This is a genomic window from Ornithobacterium rhinotracheale DSM 15997, assembly GCF_000265465.1.
GTDB classification, from domain to species: domain Bacteria; phylum Bacteroidota; class Bacteroidia; order Flavobacteriales; family Weeksellaceae; genus Ornithobacterium; species Ornithobacterium rhinotracheale.
This window is the reverse complement of record NC_018016.1, coordinates 801,218-820,016: the sequence shown is the minus strand read 5'-3', so window position 1 is coordinate 820,016 and position 18,799 is coordinate 801,218. Positions and strand designations below refer to the sequence as shown.

General features: G+C 35.6%; 20 protein-coding genes. 9 read left to right on the top strand and 11 right to left on the bottom strand.

Annotated features, from left to right (window positions below; translation table 11 throughout):
* Nucleotides 1–47: 47 nt before the first annotated feature.
* The 4 genes from ORNRH_RS03840 to ORNRH_RS03825 all read right to left on the bottom strand — a co-directional run bounded on the left by ORNRH_RS03840 (nucleotide 48) and on the right by ORNRH_RS03825 (nucleotide 3,274).
* On the bottom strand, nucleotides 48–539 hold the full coding sequence (locus ORNRH_RS03840) for a YkgJ family cysteine cluster protein (protein WP_014790593.1): 492 nt from the start codon (nucleotides 537–539) through the stop codon (nucleotides 48–50).
* Nucleotides 532–1,236: a 3'-5' exonuclease gene (locus ORNRH_RS03835; RefSeq protein ID WP_014790592.1), complete on the bottom strand. Its 705-nt coding sequence runs from the start codon at nucleotides 1,234–1,236 to the stop codon at nucleotides 532–534. Before ORNRH_RS03835 ends, ORNRH_RS03840 begins: the two co-directional genes overlap by 8 nt.
* 99 nt (nucleotides 1,237–1,335) lie before the next feature.
* Complete coding sequence (locus ORNRH_RS03830) at nucleotides 1,336–1,869, bottom strand: hypothetical protein (RefSeq protein WP_014790591.1); 534 nt, start codon at nucleotides 1,867–1,869, stop codon at nucleotides 1,336–1,338.
* A gap of 34 nt (nucleotides 1,870–1,903) precedes the next feature.
* On the bottom strand, nucleotides 1,904–3,274 hold the full coding sequence (locus ORNRH_RS03825) for a C10 family peptidase (RefSeq protein WP_014790590.1): 1,371 nt from the start codon (nucleotides 3,272–3,274) through the stop codon (nucleotides 1,904–1,906).
* Nucleotides 3,275–3,500: 226 nt separating this feature from the next.
* Here ORNRH_RS03825 and ORNRH_RS03820 point away from each other — a divergent pair, with 226 nt between their 5' ends.
* The 3 genes from ORNRH_RS03820 (at nucleotide 3,501) to ORNRH_RS03810 (ending at nucleotide 6,212) form a co-directional block, all read left to right on the top strand.
* On the top strand, nucleotides 3,501–4,181 hold the full coding sequence (locus tag ORNRH_RS03820) for a carbonic anhydrase (protein ID WP_014790589.1): 681 nt from the start codon (nucleotides 3,501–3,503) through the stop codon (nucleotides 4,179–4,181).
* Nucleotides 4,182–4,191: 10 nt separating this feature from the next.
* The gene (locus ORNRH_RS03815) at nucleotides 4,192–4,497 is read left to right on the top strand and encodes a hypothetical protein (protein ID WP_014790588.1); all 306 of its coding nucleotides are present in this window, start codon (nucleotides 4,192–4,194) and stop codon (nucleotides 4,495–4,497) included.
* A gap of 134 nt (nucleotides 4,498–4,631) precedes the next feature.
* Nucleotides 4,632–6,212 carry a SulP family inorganic anion transporter gene (locus tag ORNRH_RS03810; RefSeq protein ID WP_014790587.1) on the top strand — a complete coding sequence of 527 codons (1,581 nt, stop codon included), beginning with the start codon at nucleotides 4,632–4,634 and terminating at the stop codon, nucleotides 6,210–6,212.
* 51 nt (nucleotides 6,213–6,263) lie between these two features.
* Here ORNRH_RS03810 and ORNRH_RS03805 read toward each other — a convergent pair whose 3' ends face one another.
* Nucleotides 6,264–6,464, bottom strand: coding sequence for a hypothetical protein (locus ORNRH_RS03805; protein ID WP_014790586.1), 201 nt, complete (start codon nucleotides 6,462–6,464; stop codon nucleotides 6,264–6,266).
* Nucleotides 6,465–6,678: 214 nt separating this feature from the next.
* Here ORNRH_RS03805 and ORNRH_RS03800 point away from each other — a divergent pair, with 214 nt between their 5' ends.
* Nucleotides 6,679–8,082, top strand: a complete 1,404-nt coding sequence (locus tag ORNRH_RS03800) for a sulfatase (protein WP_014790585.1) — start codon at nucleotides 6,679–6,681, stop codon at nucleotides 8,080–8,082.
* Between the two features lie 78 nt (nucleotides 8,083–8,160).
* Here ORNRH_RS03800 and ORNRH_RS03795 read toward each other — a convergent pair whose 3' ends face one another.
* A complete protein-coding gene (locus ORNRH_RS03795; protein WP_014790584.1) occupies nucleotides 8,161–8,547 on the bottom strand; it encodes an HU family DNA-binding protein in 387 nt (128 codons plus the stop codon).
* A gap of 425 nt (nucleotides 8,548–8,972) precedes the next feature.
* Between ORNRH_RS03795 and fumC the strand changes: the two genes are divergently transcribed.
* The 4 genes from fumC (at nucleotide 8,973) to ORNRH_RS03780 (ending at nucleotide 11,718) form a co-directional block, all read left to right on the top strand.
* A complete protein-coding gene (gene fumC, locus ORNRH_RS03790) occupies nucleotides 8,973–10,370 on the top strand; it encodes a class II fumarate hydratase (protein ID WP_014790583.1) in 1,398 nt (465 codons plus the stop codon).
* A gap of 140 nt (nucleotides 10,371–10,510) precedes the next feature.
* The gene (locus tag ORNRH_RS12090; protein ID WP_155814494.1) at nucleotides 10,511–10,654 is read left to right on the top strand and encodes a hypothetical protein; all 144 of its coding nucleotides are present in this window, start codon (nucleotides 10,511–10,513) and stop codon (nucleotides 10,652–10,654) included.
* 5 nt (nucleotides 10,655–10,659) lie between these two features.
* A complete protein-coding gene (locus ORNRH_RS03785; protein ID WP_081484553.1) occupies nucleotides 10,660–11,031 on the top strand; it encodes a hypothetical protein in 372 nt (123 codons plus the stop codon).
* Nucleotides 11,032–11,205: 174 nt separating this feature from the next.
* Nucleotides 11,206–11,718, top strand: a complete 513-nt coding sequence (locus ORNRH_RS03780; protein WP_014790582.1) for an outer membrane beta-barrel protein — start codon at nucleotides 11,206–11,208, stop codon at nucleotides 11,716–11,718.
* A 79-nt stretch (nucleotides 11,719–11,797) separates the two neighbouring features.
* Here the strand turns inward: ORNRH_RS03780 and ORNRH_RS03775 are convergent, their stop codons facing one another.
* On the bottom strand, nucleotides 11,798–12,124 hold the full coding sequence (locus tag ORNRH_RS03775; RefSeq protein ID WP_014790581.1) for a hypothetical protein: 327 nt from the start codon (nucleotides 12,122–12,124) through the stop codon (nucleotides 11,798–11,800).
* A 161-nt stretch (nucleotides 12,125–12,285) separates the two neighbouring features.
* Between ORNRH_RS03775 and ORNRH_RS03770 the strand changes: the two genes are divergently transcribed.
* Nucleotides 12,286–14,061 carry a helix-turn-helix transcriptional regulator gene (locus tag ORNRH_RS03770; protein ID WP_014790580.1) on the top strand — a complete coding sequence of 592 codons (1,776 nt, stop codon included), beginning with the start codon at nucleotides 12,286–12,288 and terminating at the stop codon, nucleotides 14,059–14,061.
* 24 nt (nucleotides 14,062–14,085) lie between these two features.
* On the opposite strand, the gene ORNRH_RS03765 is transcribed toward ORNRH_RS03770, so the two are convergent.
* The 4 genes from ORNRH_RS03765 to ORNRH_RS12435 all read right to left on the bottom strand — a co-directional run bounded on the left by ORNRH_RS03765 (nucleotide 14,086) and on the right by ORNRH_RS12435 (nucleotide 18,796).
* Nucleotides 14,086–14,544 carry a GyrI-like domain-containing protein gene (locus ORNRH_RS03765; protein ID WP_014790579.1) on the bottom strand — a complete coding sequence of 153 codons (459 nt, stop codon included), beginning with the start codon at nucleotides 14,542–14,544 and terminating at the stop codon, nucleotides 14,086–14,088.
* A 466-nt stretch (nucleotides 14,545–15,010) separates the two neighbouring features.
* Complete coding sequence (locus tag ORNRH_RS03760; RefSeq protein WP_036601251.1) at nucleotides 15,011–15,241, bottom strand: hypothetical protein; 231 nt, start codon at nucleotides 15,239–15,241, stop codon at nucleotides 15,011–15,013.
* Between the two features lie 57 nt (nucleotides 15,242–15,298).
* Complete coding sequence (locus tag ORNRH_RS03755) at nucleotides 15,299–17,440, bottom strand: DUF4357 domain-containing protein (RefSeq protein WP_014790577.1); 2,142 nt, start codon at nucleotides 17,438–17,440, stop codon at nucleotides 15,299–15,301.
* Between the two features lie 3 nt (nucleotides 17,441–17,443).
* A complete protein-coding gene (locus tag ORNRH_RS12435) occupies nucleotides 17,444–18,796 on the bottom strand; it encodes a restriction endonuclease subunit S (protein WP_014790576.1) in 1,353 nt (450 codons plus the stop codon).
* Nucleotides 18,797–18,799: the final 3 nt, after the last annotated feature.

Here is an 18,799-nt window from a genome sequence, read left to right as displayed (position 1 = left end):
AAATTTTGGATTGAGCTTTTACGAGCGGTAAAGTTAATACAAATTCGCTAAAAAGAGTAATGTTCTTTCAGTTTTTCAATGATTTGAAAAGCCGCTGGGCAAATTTCAAGATTTTTAATCGTTAAATGATTAATTTGGTAGAGCCTGCGGCGATCGGTGTGCGGAAACTCTCGGCAAGCACGCGGGCGCACATCGTAGATAAAACAAAAATTGTCTTCGCCCAGAAAAGGGCACGGCACACGCTGAAACACCCAATCGTTTTCTTCATCTTTTCTTAGATAAGAATCGGTGAATTGTTGCGGTTTCATTTTGAGTTGTTTAGCAATGCGTTCGATGTCTTTTTCTATAAAAAGCGGACCTGTCCCGCGACAACAATTGCCGCACTCTAAGCAGTCGAAATCGGCAAAAACTTCATCGTGAAAATCTTTAGCCACTTTGTCTAGATCTTTTGGTTTTCTTTTTTTTAATTGAGCTAAAAATTGCTCGTTTTCCTTACGCTTGCTTTGGGCTAAATCTTGATGTGCTTGGATATCAATCATGATTAAATTCTAATAAAGGTTCACCTCGAAATTTTCTAAAAATTTGCGCCACGGTGAGTACATCTTTTTCGCAATAAATTTTAATTCTTTCTACATTTTTTTCTTCGTAATACACGCGTGCCACTTCGCTGCCATCGATATCATCTTTAGGCGTAGGAACACCGAGCAATGCTGCTAGCAAATTGAGCGATGTGTAATGTTTGTAATCCCCGAATTTCCAAAGCTCCATGGTGTCGAGGTGTTGGCTTTGCCATGGTCTTTTGCCCATGGTGTTTAAAATCTCGGGGAGCGGAAGCCCATTGGCAAGCAGACGCCGACCAATGTATGGGAAATCGAACTCTTTGCCATTGTGTGCGCAGAGAATTGCATTTCTCTGGTGATAATGCTTATGGAGCATTTCGGAGAAATCTTGTAATATTTTTCGTTCGTCATCGCCAAAAAAGCTTTTGGTTTTAAACTGATTTTCGTTGAAAATAACGCCACACGAAATGCATATGATTTTACCAAATTCTGCCCAAATCCCTGCGTTGGATTCATAAAACACCTCGGGCGAAATGTCTTCTTTTTCTCGGCGGTATTTGGTTTTCTGTTCAAAGAGCGATTGCATCAAAGGAGAAAGCTCGTTCCATTTTTGGTGCTGTGGAACGGTCTCAATGTCTAAAAAAAGTATATTTTTAGGGTTTAAATGCGCAATCATTTTTCAAAAATACTAAATATTCTTGATTTTGGTTTTAAGCGGAAAAATGTAGTCATAAAAAAAGCACCAAAAATCCTAAATTTGGTGCTTTTCATTTCTTTAAAAAAACTCTATTTCAAATTCATATCCTGTAGGGTGCCCTTGCGCGTCAAGCAAAGGTAATTTTTCGGGCTTATAGGGTTTCCAAACATTGTATTCTAAATATTTCACATCTTCTATTTCCTCAAAACCATTGCCCTTTTTGTATTTAATTTTTAGCTTTTTATTGAATACTTCTCTTTGAAAATAATTTATTTTTAGTGTGAAAATTTCTCCATCTAAGAAGTTTTTAGAACTTTTGCATTCTTTTTTTTCAAGACATTTATAATCGTCATTCAAGTATAGTGGTAAGAAGCAATCAGTTCCACCACCTTTTATATGTTTTTCTTGAGAAAAAGTAAAATTATTACCCTTTTCAGGAATAATATATCCCGTTATATTTCTTCTAAGAAAATTAGCTTTTTCTCCATAGATATTTTCTCCGTCCTTAAAATAGCGAAAATAAATGTAAGACGGAGTGTTTGATACATCTGGAGTACAATTGCTAAAAGAAAATAAGATGAATAATGGTATTAAAAATTTAAAAAAAATCATAATTTGAAGTTTTAAATTATCTCTGTGTTTTCTATTATTTTTTATCTGGAGCGACACTAAACATAACTAATATTTCTCTATTAGCATCAGAAGTTTTATATCTATCATTTCCATTATTGAAGAACCAGCCATTGCCATCGCCACCCCATCCCCAATTCATATGGATGTAGTATTTATGCTCTGTCCATTTTACAATAAATCCTCTTTTAACTCTTACGCAAACAACCCCATCGCATACCCAGGCGTGCCCTTTTCTATATCCATTATACCAAGGTTCAGAACCTCCAGCTATAGCAGGATATCCTTCTTTTATAGCTTTTATAATGTAGTGTTCATCTGGTCTTCTTACATTGAATAAGCCTGATTCATCATCAATTCTAACTCCTTTTACATGTTTTTCTATAAAAGTTCTAAGGTCTCTTGTAAAAGGAACAGGGTTTGTCACAATAGCACTCCTACCGCTATCATGACCTCTAGTAATTTGCTCACTGATATTAAATAAAATCTCTTCGTAATCTTCGTGATCTAGAGAACTGTTTTTAAATGGATAAGAAAAAGATTTTTTAGTAAATTTATCGTAGTAACGACCACCAAAAGGATTCCCAAAATGAATTTCACTAACATAGTCTCCATAGTAATTTAATATTTGACCAATGGCAGTAACAGTACAGCCTTCAACTCCTTTTTCATTTGGATGATATTTTTTTATAAAGCTATTTCTTTGTCTCCATTCAGTTTGTATATAAGGCCCCTTTACATAGGCTACATTTTCATGTCTCATAATATCATCTAAACTTCTGCGTTCTCTGGTGGCTTGTCTAGCGAATATACTTTTTCTTATGTTTTCAGCTTTTTGTTTAGCTAAATCTGTAAAATAGGCATTAATATTTCCGTCCAATCCTTTTAATTTTGCGGAAATCTCAGGGGATTTCATTGCCTCGTCTATCTCTTCGCTAAGTGCGTCGGCTGTACTTGACAGGTAGAATTTCATTTCGGGAGGTATGAATGTAGCGTTGTAATCATCTACATAACCAAGAATCGGGTCGGTTCTTTTATCCTTAGAAAGGATAACTGCATTTCCTGTTTGAATATTGTGGACGGCTACGATTAAGCTATCTTTTTCTTGCCCTAATCCTAAATAAGATAACTCTAGGTCGCGAATTCTTTCAGAATTATCTTGACTAGAAATCATCCTAGCTGTAGGACTTCCTTCAGAATAATCCTCTTCTTTTAGGAGTAAAGATGAAATTTCTAATAGCTCTCTGTCTTTATAATTGTATTCATAAGACTTTAAAGAAACTTTTGGCTCCTCTAATTTAGAAGGGATTGTGTCCTCTAAATTGTTTTCGTTACAGGCTAATAATCCAATTAGCACTGCACTAATTAAAATAATTTCCCTCTTCATAATTTAGAATAGTTTTAAATTGTGAGGCGAATATATTTATTAAAAATGAAATTAGAATTAAAAATTAAAATTTTAACAATTTGGATTTTTATAAAGTAGAAAACTAAATATGAAAAATTGTTATGTTTTATTTTGTAAAATGTCGTTTATCTTGTTAAATAAATGATATTTTTTTTGTTTTTATGGGTAAAAAATGTTTTTTCGCAAGAATTTTTAAATTTTATATATGTTAGAAACTTATGAAAGAATCTTCAAGAACAATGAAGATTGGGTAAAGGAAAAATTGGGCGAAGATGCCAATTTTTTCAAGAAAATGGCAGAGGGACAGTCGCCAGAATTTCTCTACATCGGGTGCTCCGATAGCCGAGTAACGACTGAGGAACTCATGGGAATGAAACCTGGAGAGGTTTTTGTACACAGAAACATCGCCAATGTGGTGAGCACGCTAGATATGAGTGCTACGGCTGTGATTCAGTATGCAGTAGAACACCTAAAGGTGAAACACATCATCGTCTGCGGGCACTATGGCTGTGGAGGTGTGAAGGCTGCTATGTTGCCTCAAGATTATGGATTGTTAAACCCTTGGCTCAGAAACATTCGAGATGTGTATCGTTTGCACCGTGAGGAGCTAGACGCGATTGAAGATGAACAACAAAGATACAAACGTTTGGTAGAATTGAATGTGCAAGAGCAGTGTGTGAATGTGATCAAAATGGCGTGTGTGCAAGAACGCTATATTTTAGATCATTTCCCAATTGTACATGGCTGGGTGTTTGATATAGGAACAGGGAAATTAATTGATTTAAACATCGATTTTGAACAGACACTTTCAGACATTCAAAAGATTTACAACCTCACCAATTCTGATTGGGTGATGAGTAAAACTAAAAACAAAAATTTACAATAGGTTATATCTCATGTCAGTAAAACATTTGTCCATATTATTACTTTCTATCTTTCTCAACTTTATGCTGTTGCAGAGTGTTTCTACAGTGTGCGGGTGGGGAACAGATATCGTTGTGGCAAATGTTGAGGAAGAAAAACCTATCAAATCAAAACCTTCAATTGTTGAAGAAGAAAAGCTGATTTTCTTATATCAGCAATTTATCACTTTATCTTCAAACGATACAAGTGCTTTAAAAATAGCATTTGATTACAGCAATCACTTGTATCAGGAGCCATATATTTCGATTCCGAATCCTCCTCCAGATCTATTCGTTTAAACTTTTTTTTTGTAACTAAAATATTTTGTCTTTCTATGCCTTAAATCAAAAAGTAAAGGTGTAGAGAGAGGATTATGTCTTGTTTAGACATAAAGAAAAACAAACCGATTTAAATTTAAAACGAATAGAAAAAAATGAATAAAAATTTAGTAAAAGATTTCAAGAAAAACTTTGCATCAGGATTAGTAGTATTTCTTGTTGCGTTACCATTATGTTTAGGGATTGCCTTAGCCTCTGGAGCACCTTCACTTTCGGGGATTATTTCAGGAATTATAGGCGGAATTGTAGTGGGCTACCTTTCCACTTCGCATATCAGTGTTTCGGGACCTGCAGCGGGGCTCACCGCTATCGTTTGGGCAAATATCCAAGAGCTGGGTGCCTTTGAGCTTTTTCTGTGTGCAGGTGTTTTAGCAGGTGCCATTCAGTTGATTTTAGGTTTTTTGCGTGCGGGGAGTATCGCAGAATACATTCCATCGTCTGTGATCGAGGGAATGCTTGCAGGTATAGGCGTCATCATTGCATGGAAGCAGTTGCCTAATGTGTTTGGCTACAAGCCATCAGAATCGTTGTTAGATTCTTTTAGCCTTAATCCAGAATTTATTACAGAATTTAGCAATAATATAGAATACGGAGCAGTTGTGATTACAATTATCTCCCTTATTATACTCATTGTATGGGATAAAATTCCTTTTTTAAAGAATATAAAAATGCTTCCCGCTGCGTTAATCGTAGTAATCTTAGGCGTTTTAATCAATCAATATTTTGTGTATTCGGGAAGTGCGTGGGCACTGTCCAGCAACAATTTGGTACAATTGCCAGTGCCTAGCTCTTTCGAAGATTTCAAAGGATTGGTCGTGTTGCCTAATTTTGAAGGCTTTTTAAATCCTGCCGTATGGGTAGCTGGAGCAACGATTGCTGTGGTGGCTTCGGTAGAAACACTTTTGTGTATCGAAGCGGCTGATAGAATGGATGTGCACCGACGCATTACGGATACCAATCAAGAGCTTAGAGCTCAGGGAATAGGGAACATTATCAGTTCGTTTTTAGGAGGATTGCCTATGACCTCGGTAGTGGTAAGGAGTTCTGCCAACGCAAATTCGGGGGCTACGAGCAAAATGTCGGCAATTATTCACGGATTTTTACTTTTAATCTCAGTTTTAAGCATTCCTGTGTTATTAAATATGATACCTCAGGCTACGCTTGCAGCAGTGCTTTTGCTTGTGGGGTACAAATTGGCTAAGCCAAGTACCATTAAACACTTCTGGCATAAAGGAAGATACCAGTTCATTCCTTTTATCGTAACGATGATAGGCGTTGTAGCGACAGATTTGCTAAAAGGAGTAATGTTTGGTCTAGCGGTAGCGATTGTTTCAATTTTGGTGGGTAACATGAAAAGAGCTTATTACTACAGCCGCAAGGAATTAACCGATGCCGATGAGGTGAAAATCGAGTTGGCACAAGAGGTTTCATTCTTAAACAAAGCTGCCATTAAAAAGACTTTGAAAAACATTCAGCCAAATTCTAAGCTCATTATAGATGCGCGTAAATCGTCTTACATTTCTACCGATGTGCTGGAGCTGATTCAAGATTTTGCCAATGTTTTTGCCAAAGAAAACAATATCGAAGTGCTATTGCATGGTTTTAAAACAAATTATGAGGAAGCGTTTGAAAACCAACATTCAAACATCATCATTACACACAGAAGAAGTATGTAATCTCTGCAAAAAATAATCGGCTACTTCAAATGAAGTAGCCGATTTAGTTTTCTATTTCACATCTTTTGCAATGTAAAGCCTATAAAAGAAAGTACACGCAGGGATTCCGCAAATAATGATGAGTGAAATCAAAGATTTTGTGATGGGCTTGCCCACGGCGTAATCAGCTCGAATGTCGTTAAGCCCTAGCCCGATTAAAAATAGAGAAATCACAAATAGGGCAAAAATTAATTTTTTACTTTTTAAATACATAAATTAAGGTTTTTGGTTTTTGAACAATTCAATTTTACGAATATTTTTCGTGGAAACAAATGAAATCATAAATAATTAACGATTTAAATCTTGTTTTTGATGGTTTTTAATTTCTTTTAAAAAGGAATTAACTAAATAGATGTCTCTGTAAAGAGCTTTTGTTTACTAAATATAGCCTATATTTGTTAGCCAATCCCAAAAAGTTACTTTAGTAATGACTTATTTAAAAAAATGGCTGAGCATTTCGTTGCTCGTGGTGCTTATTTACACAACACAAGCACAAACTACTACCAAGCCAAACATCATTGTAATTTTAAGCGATGATGCAGGTTATGCCGATTTTGAATGCTACGGAAACAAAGAAATCCCAACACCGAACATCAATCGTTTGGCAAAAGAAGGAACATTGTTTTCTAAAGCCTATGTTTCGGCATCGGTGTGTGCGCCGTCTCGTGCGGGCTTGCTCACGGGGCGTTATCAGCAGCGATTTGGTTTTGAAAATAATCCTACGGGAAAACCACGCGAAGGATTCAAAAAAGAAGACATGGGGCTTGCCTTGAGCGAAAAAACGATTGGCGATCGCATGAAAGAAGAAGGCTATCGCACCTTGGCAGTAGGGAAATGGCACTTAGGAAACGACGCTAAATTTTTCCCGCTCAAAAGAGGTTTTGATGAGTTTTATGGTTTCCAAGAGGGGCACAGAGATTTCTTTTCGTTTAAAAAGAAACGAGCAGAGAAATACGCCCTTTGGGACAACGATAAGATTATCCCCGAAGAGGAAATCACTTATCTTACCGACATGTTTACCGATAAGGCGTTGAAATTCATTGATGAAAATGCCGACAAAAAACAGCCGTTTTTCATTTATTTGGCTTACAATGCAGTGCATACGCCACTGCAGGCTAAAAAGAATGATCTGGATAAATTTGCCCAAGTAGGCAGCGAGGGCCGCCAAACTTATGATGCTATGCTCTCTAATATGGATTATAACATTGGGCGTGTGATGCAGGAATTAAAGAACAAAGGCATTGACGACAATACTTTAGTAATATTTTTGAACGACAACGGAGGGGCTACTACCAATTATTCCGACAATGGGCAATTGCGTGGAATGAAAGGCTCCGTATGGGAAGGAGGCGTGCGTGTAGGCTACATCATGCGCTGGAACGGGAAAATCCCTGCCAATGTGGTGTATGACAAAGCTGTATCTTCGCTCGATATTTTGCCCACAAGTCTTGCCGCTGCGGGAAACACCCGAAAAGATAAACATCTCGACGGGGTGAACTTGTTGCCATATATTCAAAAAAACAGCGGAACGCCACACAAAAACCTCTATTGGAAGCGGGGTGCTGCGGCCGCGATTCAGTGTGGAGATTGGAAAGTAATTCGAGTGGATACCAATCCCGTGCTTTTATTTAATATAAAAGATGACATTTCTGAGCAGCACAACCTAGCCGAAAAGTACCCGCGCAAAGTAAAGAGAATGCTCAAGAAATTAAGCCGCTGGGAGAAACAATTGCCCCAAGCCGACTGGCAAGGGTATTATGGTCCAGAAAATACCATCATTAAACACCGAATGAGCACCGTGGGTAGAGACATGGAGCGTATGTATCCGTGATGAAAATAAAATTAAATAAAAATAGGACTGGAGCTCTGAGTTCCAGTCCTATTTTTATTCGGATACCATCTAAAGGACTTAAATTTGTTTCTTTTTATAAGAAACTTTTAGTCGCTTCATTGCCTTTTTAGGTCTAAAGCAAATGCGTGGAGGTCGCATATCCCGTCGTACATTAAACTCTTCTTCGCTAGCCACACCATTGGAGGAAAACGAAGGCCGAAACAGCCCTAAATCGCCACAATCTACCGTGCGCCCGTTTTCCATTTCGTGTTTCACAACCTCTGCCAAACGAAGCAGAACTACCATTGCCTCTCCCTCCGAAATCGTGCTACCATTAGCAATTTCTTTACATAGTGCTCGAAAAGACATAGTCCCATTTAGCGAAAACTGTGCGTAATATCGAGTCTTTCCTTTCTCTTTGCCCAATTGCATTTTTTGTTTTCTAATAGAGTAGTGTATTGCCATAGTCTGTGTTTTTAAAAAAATAAACCGATAGATAGGGCTTTTCCTCCCTATCTTTTAGACAAAGATAGCCTATGTTTTTAAAATAACCATTATAGGTTTTAGAAAAAAACCATAAGGGTTAGCAATGTAAACCTTATAGGTTAATTAAATAATCCTTATGGATTAGTGTAGTAACCCTTAAGGGTTAATTTGAAAATATAAGGAAGGGATTTCTAAAAGATAGGCTCCCAAAAGCTAAAGGAAGCTGAACTTTTAACTAAAAAATAAGCAAGTATAAGGCAGGAAAGGCTTTGTTTAATGAAAGGAAATAAAGACTTATTAAATGAAGGAAACGGGTCTAAAACTAAAAAGCAAATATAAATCATATCTAAAGTGCGATAAAAAAATCGTAATTTTAACCTTCGAAAAAACATCAATTAAGTATTATGGAATACAGAATAGAAAAAGACACACTAGGCGAGGTAAAAGTACCCGCAGACAAAAAATGGGGCGCACAAACTGAGCGTTCTCGCAACAACTTCAAAATCGGTCCGGCAGCTTCTATGCCGCTAGACATTATCTATGGTTTTGCTTATCTTAAGAAAGCGGCTGCTTATGCCAATGCAGAGCTTGGTGTATTACCAACCGAAAAAAGAGACCTTATCGCACAAGTTTGTGATGAGATTTTAGATAAAAAATTAGACGACCAATTCCCATTAGTTATTTGGCAAACAGGGTCTGGAACACAATCAAACATGAATGTGAACGAGGTGATTGCCAATCGTGCGCATGAATTGGCAGGTAAAAAAATCGGAGAAGGCGATAAAACCCTTCAGCCAAACGATGATGTAAACAAATCTCAATCATCAAACGATACTTTCCCAACTGGAATGCACATCGCAGTGTACAAAAAAATCGCTGAGGTTACGATTCCAGGAGTAGAGAAATTAAAAGATGCTTTGAAAGCTAAATCAGAGGAGTTTAAAGATATTGTGAAAATCGGTAGAACTCACTTAATGGATGCAACCCCGCTTACATTAGGGCAAGAGTTTTCTGGCTACGCTTCTCAATTAGAGCATGGCTTAAAAGCATTGAAAAACACTTTAGATCACCTTTCAGAATTAGCTTTAGGAGGTACAGCCGTAGGTACAGGATTGAACACGCCACAAGGTTATGATGTAAAAGTAGCAGAATACATTGCTAAATTTACAGGACTTCCGTTTAAAACAGCACCAAACAAGTTTGAAGCATTGGCAGCACACGATGCCATCGTGGAAACTCATGGTGCGTTGAAGCAAATCGCCGTTTCTTTAAACAAAATTGCCAACGATATTCGTATGATGGCATCAGGTCCTCGTTCAGGAATTGGCGAAATCATCATTCCGTCAAACGAGCCAGGATCTTCTATCATGCCAGGAAAAGTAAACCCTACTCAGTGCGAGGCAGTAACTATGGTGGCTGCGCAAGTAATGGGTAACGATGTAGCAATTTCGGTAGGAGGCACACAAGGGCATTATGAGCTAAATGTGTTTAAACCAGTAATGGCTGCCAACGCATTACAAAGTGCTCAATTGATCGGAGATGCGTGTGTTTCATTCACCGACAACTGCGTGGTAGGCATCGAGGCAAACGATAAGCGAATCAAAGAATTGGTAGACAACTCATTGATGCTTGTTACTGCATTGAACACCCACATCGGGTACTACAAAGCAGCTGAAATCGCGCAAACTGCTCACAAAAATGGAACTACTTTGAAAGAAGAAGCCGTGCGTTTAGGCTATGTTTCTCCAGAGGATTTCGATAAATGGGTGAATCCAAGAGACATGGTAGGAAGTATGAAATAGTATTTTTCATAATTATAAATTTTAGATTATTAAAAATCGGCGCAGAATTTTCGGTGCCGATTTTTTTACTTTAGAAGCTTTAATACCTTTTATGAAAGGAAAAATAATTTTAAATTTGTGTATATAAAAATTAAAAACACATGAAGAAATTAATTTTAATGATGGCATTGGTAAGTATGAGCTTTGCCAATGCACAAGTAGGGCATTTTAAGTTAGGTGCAAATGTGGCTCTACCCATTGGTACTCTTAATGATATTTATTCATTTTCGGCAGGGCCGATTTAGCATACATGTTTAATGTAGCTCCAGGTCTTGAGTTGGGGGTGGTAACAGGATATCAAGAATATTTTGGTAAAAACGATGAAGTTCAAATTTTAGATATTTGCGGAACCAAATACGAAACTTATAAAATAAAAAATGATAATATAGGAATGTTCCCTTTAGCCGCACAATTAAAGTATAGCCTATTGCCAGATCTTTTTGTAAGTGCAGATTTAGGTGCGGGCTTATTTATAGGGAGCGACTCTGAAACTGTTTTCTATTATCAGCCAAAGGTGGGCTATCAATCTGGTAGAAGTGAAGTCGCGCTAGCCTATCGTGGCATGAGTGTAGATGGTGCTAGTGGTAGTGCAATATCATTAGGTTATGCTTACAACTTTTAATTAAATCATTTTAATAAGAATCAAAAACGGCAAAATTCAATATTTTGCCGTTTTTTTTATGAAGAGAAATTTTCTTTTTATCCTTTTGCGTGAATTTTGAAAAATAGAGATAAAAAATGTTTTTGTCTGTGTGAGAAATAATTATTAGCTTTGATTAAACAAAACTTTAATAATATGAAAAAGTTATTTTTATTAGTAATTGTTGCTGTTGCAAGTATTGCCAACGCACAAGTAGGAAATTTTAAAATAGGGGGTAATGTGGCATTACCAATAGGAATTTTTGGTGATGCATATACTTTTTCTGTTGGAGCTGATGTAGCATACAGCTTTAATGTAGTTCCAAATTTGGGACTGGGAATTACTACGGGGTATCAACACCATTTCGGAAAGAAAACAGAAAAGGCCGTAGTTTGCGGAAACTCTACTTATACAGAAGAAACAAAAAGTATTGGTATTATACCATTAGCTGGTTTAGTGAAGTATAATGTTACTCCAGAGTTGTTTGTGGGGGCAGATTTAGGGGCGGCTTTTGTTACAGGAGGGGGAGAAAGTATTACAGCTTTCTATTATCAGCCTAAAATAGGCTATCAGGTAAATCAACACGAAATAGCATTGGGGTATAGAGGTCTTAACAAAAATAATGAAAGTGTAGGGGCTATATCATTAGGTTATGCTTATAACTTCTAATTAAATTTTATTTAAAAATTAAAAACGGCAAAATTCGATATTTTGCCGTTTTTTTATGATTAAAATTTAGATTTTTATATTATTTTAAATAGTTCCAAAATCCCCAGAATTTACGATTTTTCAGATACAAAGAATCGCTTTCGTGAGCATAAGCTTCGCGTTCAAAACAAATGCTGCGATAGGCTTGGTATGAATCTTTGAGCCTAATGTAGTGATATAAATACTCTAAAAAGTACCAAATATAGAAAGGTACAATCAAGAGTTCCGCCTGCTGCTTGAGGTGAATGCGCTCGTGATTGATGAGGTGAGCATCGCTCCTGAGTGCTTTGTCCTTTAGTAGTATAAAAGGAAAAATCGTCATTGCGGTTACATTTTTAGCCAGCCATTTGGTATTGATGATGAGCATTGTTGAATTTTTTGTGGAAATGAGAAGTCAATTATTATTCCAAAAAATACACTTATGCTCGTGGGGGCTAATTCGAAAAGAGTTTTCTAGATTTAATGTATTTTCCGTTCTGATTGTCTGGCAGAATCTCCTATCTTTGCGAATTAGAAATTTTGATTTTGATGAAGAAATCTATTTTACTTGTATTAAGCTTTTTTAGTTTTATATGCTTTGCGCAGACTTCTGATATTAAGTCTGTTATTATTCAGTTAGACAAAAGTGATGTGGAGGGGAAAAGCGACTGGGTGCATACCGAAATACAACGCTTGGAACATGAAAACAAAGACAAGCCTAAGAATTTATCGCTACTTCGTGCGTTTCAAAGCCGATTAGCTATTCGAAAGGAAAACTTTGAAAGGGCTAGAAATTACATAGAACAAGCTCTTGAAAATGCCGAAAAATCTAAAGATAATGAGGCGTTGGCAAATGCTTATTATGCACAATCTTTCTATCTCCGGTATTTGGGGATTAATGATTTAAGTCTAGATTATGCCAATAAGGCTTTGGAATTTTTGCCAAAGGATACAAATTATCATTTGGAAGCCTTGATTTATTACACGCTTTATGCACTTTATTCTGATTGGGACAATATCGAGAAGATGGAAGAGTATATTGCGTTGTGTATGAGTGCCGCACAAAAGGCTAAAGATTATGAGGTGATGGCTAATGCGTATTCGGCAAAATCAACCATCATGAAACTGAGATTTCAAAGAAATAGGAGCGTAGCCTTGCACGATAGCGTGCTCTATTATTCGAAAAAGGTAGAGGAGTTGTATCGAGCTCACCCTAAAGATATCTCTGCTAGGACATATGCGATTTCAGCCATCAATACTGCCAATTTTTACTTTGAGAAATGGATGGGCAATCATTCCGCAGAAATAAGAGATAGCATTTTGTCTAATTTGCAAAAGGTGCATAAGACTTTGGGGCGTGTTTTTGATAAAGATGAAATCGTAGCCAATGCCATGGGAATGGAAGCTATTTTGGCAATGAAAGAAAATCGTCCAAAACAAGCGGAGCAATTATTGCAAAATGCCTATGCCATGCTCCAAAGTCACAATCCGCCACTTTATTATACACTTACCAATGTTTGCGAAGGGCTTTCTCATCTTTACGAAGGGCAGGGCGATTACCAGAAAGCGTTGTTTTATAAAGACAAGCAAAAGGCTTTTCAGGATTCTATTTATAAGAAACAACAGATTGAAAATACCTATAAAAATGAAGCATTTTATAAGAATAAGGAGATAAAAAAAGAACTGGAAATTGCAAAGCAAACGGCTAAATATCACCGAATGCGTAATTATCTTTTAATAGCGGCTATATTGTTGCTTATAGGATTATTGTTTTTCCTATTTCGCTATTCCAAACAGAAAATGAAGTTCGAAAAAGAGAAGGCATTGCGACTGGAGAAAGAAAAGGCAGAGGCTGAAATCAAAATTCAATTGGAAAAAGAGGAACAGAAACGCCTACGCGCCGAACAAGAACTCTTGCAGCTTAAAAATCAACGCATAGAAAAAGAAAATTTAGCAAGGTCGCTGCAAATTCAACGAAAAAATGAACTTCTTGGGAAAATCCGAGCAGAGGAAGATATTAACTTGCAAAAAATCTTGCGCGAAGAAAAACGAATTGACGAAAGTCTGGAAACTTCTTTAAACGAGTTTAAAAGCATTCATCCTCAGTTTTTTGAAAAACTAAACGAGCTATCTGAAGGTAGGCTTACACCTCTAGATCAGCGATATTGTGGGTATTTATATTTAAATCTTTCGACCAAGGAAATTGCAACAATATTCTCTGTTGAGCCCAAAAGTGTGCGAATGACCAAATACCGTATTAAGCAAAAACTTAATCTCGTTGGAGAACAATCTCTGGAAGAGTTTCTGCGAGGATTGGAAGGATAGGGTATTGCTTATTTTGTATATTTTTTATGAATGATTATTGGTTGCAATGTAAATTTCTACTTCTGAATCAGAGCCGTTTTGAGATTTTTCATCATAAACTTCAAAATCATAGCTGTATTTACGGTTTAAATCTTTGTCTTTGTCCCAAATGTTACACCACACCTCTACTACCGCTTTTGGCATTTCTCCTTTTGCTGTAAATTTCTGAAAATTATCAGGTTCAAATTCTCTGCCTATTAATCCTTTTGGAATGTTTTCAAGACTTGTTACAGGAACTCCTATAATAGTGGTGTACTCATCGGTATAATCGCTTTTATAATCTGTGTAAATTGAAAGTATTTTGTTTGATGCCTTATTGGGGATTTTGTCAAAAATATTTTCTGAATAAAATTGATTCCATAGATTGCCTAAATCTTGTGCGGCTTGATTATCTCTATTGCTTGTGCGCACTGATATTCCAATGATTTTAAATCCTTTAGTCATAGCTTTATTTGTTACTTATTGTATTGAATTTTTTTTTGAATTATTTTTAATTTTATGGTGGAAAACTGTTCATTCTTCTATCGCCGTGAGTCGTTTTCTTATTTTTATTCAATAATTTGCGTTCCCCATTGCCATTCTTCTGTTGCCGTGAGGCATTCTTTCGTCGCCCATTGTCATTCTTCTATCGCCGTAAGCCGTTTTTCTATCGCCGGCACCTATTTGTGTGTCGCGCTTAGTGGTTTTTGCTTGGCTGTGGGGAAAGGTACGGCTTTTTTATAAAATTTATGAATCTTCGTAGCCGTAATCGGCGAGTTGTGTTTTTAGTTCGGTTTGGGTGTTTAGGTTTTCAAATAGAATACCGTAATCTTGTAGGGTTTGTTGGTTGGAAAAATACTTTTTCATAGGAATAAAATTTTATGATTGATGTGTAAATATACTGATTTTTATCATAAAACCTTTCTGTTTCTTAAAATTTTCTTATTGCAATTGTATTTTTACCCGTTACATTTCTATTTCTACCCTTTACAATCGGGGTTTCCACCTTTGCAATTGCTATTTTACCTTTTACATTTCTGTTTTCCCCTTTTACAATTGCGTTTTCCCCCGTTGCAATTGGTTTTTCCCCTCTTACATTTCTATTTTCCCCTTTTACAATTGGGTTTTTACCCTTTGCAGTTGTATTTTTCTCCCTTTGCAATTGATATTTCCCATGTTACAGTGCTATTTTTCCCTGCTACGGTTGTATTTTTCCCTACTATTGCTTCCTGATGGTTTCCAATTTTTCGTTATTTTCCTGTAAGTACCACCACTTCCATCCGTTGATGTTTGAACCGACTGCAAATTTTATCGCTCCACTTGGTGAGGATAATTCAACGGCTTCTTGTACTACCCATTGATTATCTATCTGTTTACAATGCTTTTTGAGTAGCTTTTCTCTTTGTCTTTTTTCTTTTGCTGTAAAACTTGGGACTACATCTGTAGCTAATATACTATCAGGTAGAATGGTTACTTTTTCTGATGCTGAGTAAAAATGTGCTTTTACATCGGTATTTCGTGCAGTAGTGTATATCTCAATGGCTTCTACTGTATTGGGAGTTACAGTCTGTACCTCTGGGGTTGCGTTGTTATCGGCTTCCTCACTATTCGTATTGCGTGTTTGTGTTTCGGAAGGACTTTGCAAGTGAAGCTCATCGCTATAGGCTTTTATCTCCAGTATATGAGCAAATAATTTTCTAAAATGTTTAAAATCTTCTTTTTCAAATGTTCTAGAGTTTTCTGCGAGTATATTTTTAGCATCCTCCAAAACTTCTTTTGAGTATTCTTTTATTGATTTATTGGTAGTTTTACCCATCGTATTTTCTACAGCTTTTTTATAGGCGTTTTCCCACTCTTTATATTCATACATTAGTTCTATAGGGCAATCACAATTTTTATTTTCTATCTCTGGAAGAGTAGTGGCAAAATAATTATCATTCGGCTTTTGGTTTTCTTTTATTTTAACGAATGATTTACCTTCAATTTTTGAGTAATCATTAGGATTTTTGAACTTTTTAAGAATATTTTCCTCTCTATCAAATAGACCTATATAAACTTTGGTCGATTCAAACTCACTCTCATAAAGCCCTCTTAAAAAAGGCTGAATATTTGTTTCTGAATTAAGTTTAAAGATTTCAAAATCAAGATTCGGAAATTCATCTTTTAATTTATTAAAAGCATTGCTAATATGTTGTTTATCATGTTTACCCTCTACCAAAAGTATGATGTCTTTTTTAGAAGATAAAAAGTTATTTTGCTGGTGTTTGTTCCAAAAATCATCTGTGAGATTGGTGATAATTTCTTGTCGGTCTCTATCCTCGATTTTACCACTGTTGAGCATATATACATTCTCATCTTTCACACATTGGGTAAGTGTAGGCGAATGTGTGGTGATGATAACTTGTCGGTTGTGCGAGTAAGACTCAAAGCTTTTAACGATTTGCTCTTTATTATTGATGTGGATATGAGCATCGGGCTCGTCTAAGATGAAAAGGCTGTCTTCTTGTGCGGCATATTCCAAAGCGGCTTTGATAAGAAGTAGTTTCTTTTCTCCCTCACTCAAATCATCTATTTCTAAATTTTCACCATTAAATTTAATAATGATGTTTTCCAACATTTTCTTTTTATCTGGTGTAAAGGCAATGTAGAGGTATTTATATACATCATTCAAGTCATAATTATTATCGTAGATAATTTCTTTTAATTCCTCAATAGCATATTCACTCTTGGCATCGAGTGTTTTGATAAAGTTTTTTACAGGGCTTTCGCTATAATTGCCATAGTTGTTAGGATTAAAAACAAATTTTATCGAATTTATCTTTTGAATATTCAGTATTTTATTACAAAAATTTTGTGTTTCTTCCGAATCAGAAAGTAAGAGGCATAATAGCGAAATATGCCAGTAAAATTTATTGATAAAAAGCATTTTCGGTAGTTGAACAAACCCACCTAATTTGGAAGCATCAGAAGCGTTGATATTTTTTATATATTCATCATACATAGGCTTATAACTGTCTTTCCATAGTCGGTCTGCTTCTCCACTATAAATGGCAACTACTTGTTTGGGTAATTCTTCGGAAATATCTGCTTTGTGATTGCCATTGACTTTTGTAGTAACGGAAGAGTTCTTTTTTTCGATGGAAACGGTTTTGTTACCTGCAATTTCGTATTCTAACGAAAAATTAAACGGAATATTTTTTTCTTTTTTGTTATAAAAGTTATAAAATATGCCGCTAACGGCTTCTAATAAATTACTCTTTCCGCTTCCGTTGTTACCTATCAATGCGATTAGATCTGAATTATGAACCAACTCAGCATCGAGATTTTTATAGTTTTGGATATGTAGTTTTTTTATTTTCATAACTTAATTAAATATTGCTTGTTCAAATTCTTGCTCGGCTTGGTGTTTTAGGGTTTCTACTTTACTTTTGATATTGTTTATATTAGATTTATAAATTGAAATCTGTTTTGTTATTTCAATTTGAATATTCATTGTAGGCAAGGGAACTAAAGTATTTCTAATTTCTCCTAAATGTAAATTTGGGACACCTATTCCAATTAACCTTGAATTAAATTGTGTTTTTACAAAATTTGAATTTATTAAGTTTAATAGGAATTCAGGCAATACTTTATCTTTTATAGGTTTTAAAAGGGCTAAGCTAACATAAATTGAAAACTCCATTTCTCTATCCACTAAGGCTGCTACTCCTGTTGTTCCATTTTTAGCAAGTAATATATCATTTACTTCAGGCTTAACTCTTTTACAATATTCATTATGAGCTTCTTTAGATACATATTTAATATTATCCCAGTCGATAGTTTGTTGGGTTACATTCTTTGCTGATAGAAAAACTACTCCCTCATTAAAATATTTAGGTGTTTGATGTGTTCCATCTGTAATGAGACTACATAATTCACTTATTTTTACAAGTCTATATTTTTCTGATTGGATGATATTTTTGTTAAATATATCGTCTAAAGTCCACTTGTCAATTAATTTGTAATCAACTTTTTGTAACCCTTTTGTAATTTTCTTTTTATTATTAATTTTTATACCCAAAATATCATCTAAATATTTCTCAATCTCTTGTTCTAAGTTTTGGGCTTGTTGTTCTAAGTTTTGGGCATGTTGTATTTTTGTTTGGTAGGCTTTTACAATGGCTTCTTGCTCGGCAAGGCTTGGGAGTGGGATTTTAAAATCTAAAAATAATTTTTCTTGGAGATAATTTCTATTAGTTGTTCCAACACTAGCGGACTGACTTAATTTTTGAAATTCTTTTGTTCCTGTTAATAGTGTAAGATAGACAGGATTTATTTTTGAATAATCTACATCAAATGTCCAAAAATTACCTGTAATTATTCCATTGTCTAACTCCTTAGGCACAACTCCAAATGCACCGTTTCGAGCATCAATTTTTGAAAGTAAAAATTGGCCTTCTTTTATTCTAAATTGATTTTTAGTCCCTATGTTTATACCATCAACTTCATCTCTGAGGGTTATACCCTTAGCATTCATCTTAATTGTAGGTCTTTTATATATGACACCGTTTTGAATTTTCACTTGTGTTTTATTCCGTTTTAAGAATTTACCAATTTCTACAAATGGATATTTATTTGTATACATTAGTCTTTTTCCTAGTATAGCATAGGTACTCCAACTATCAATAGCACTAAGCTGTGTGAAATTCAAATATTTATAATCAACTGTTTGTTTCATATT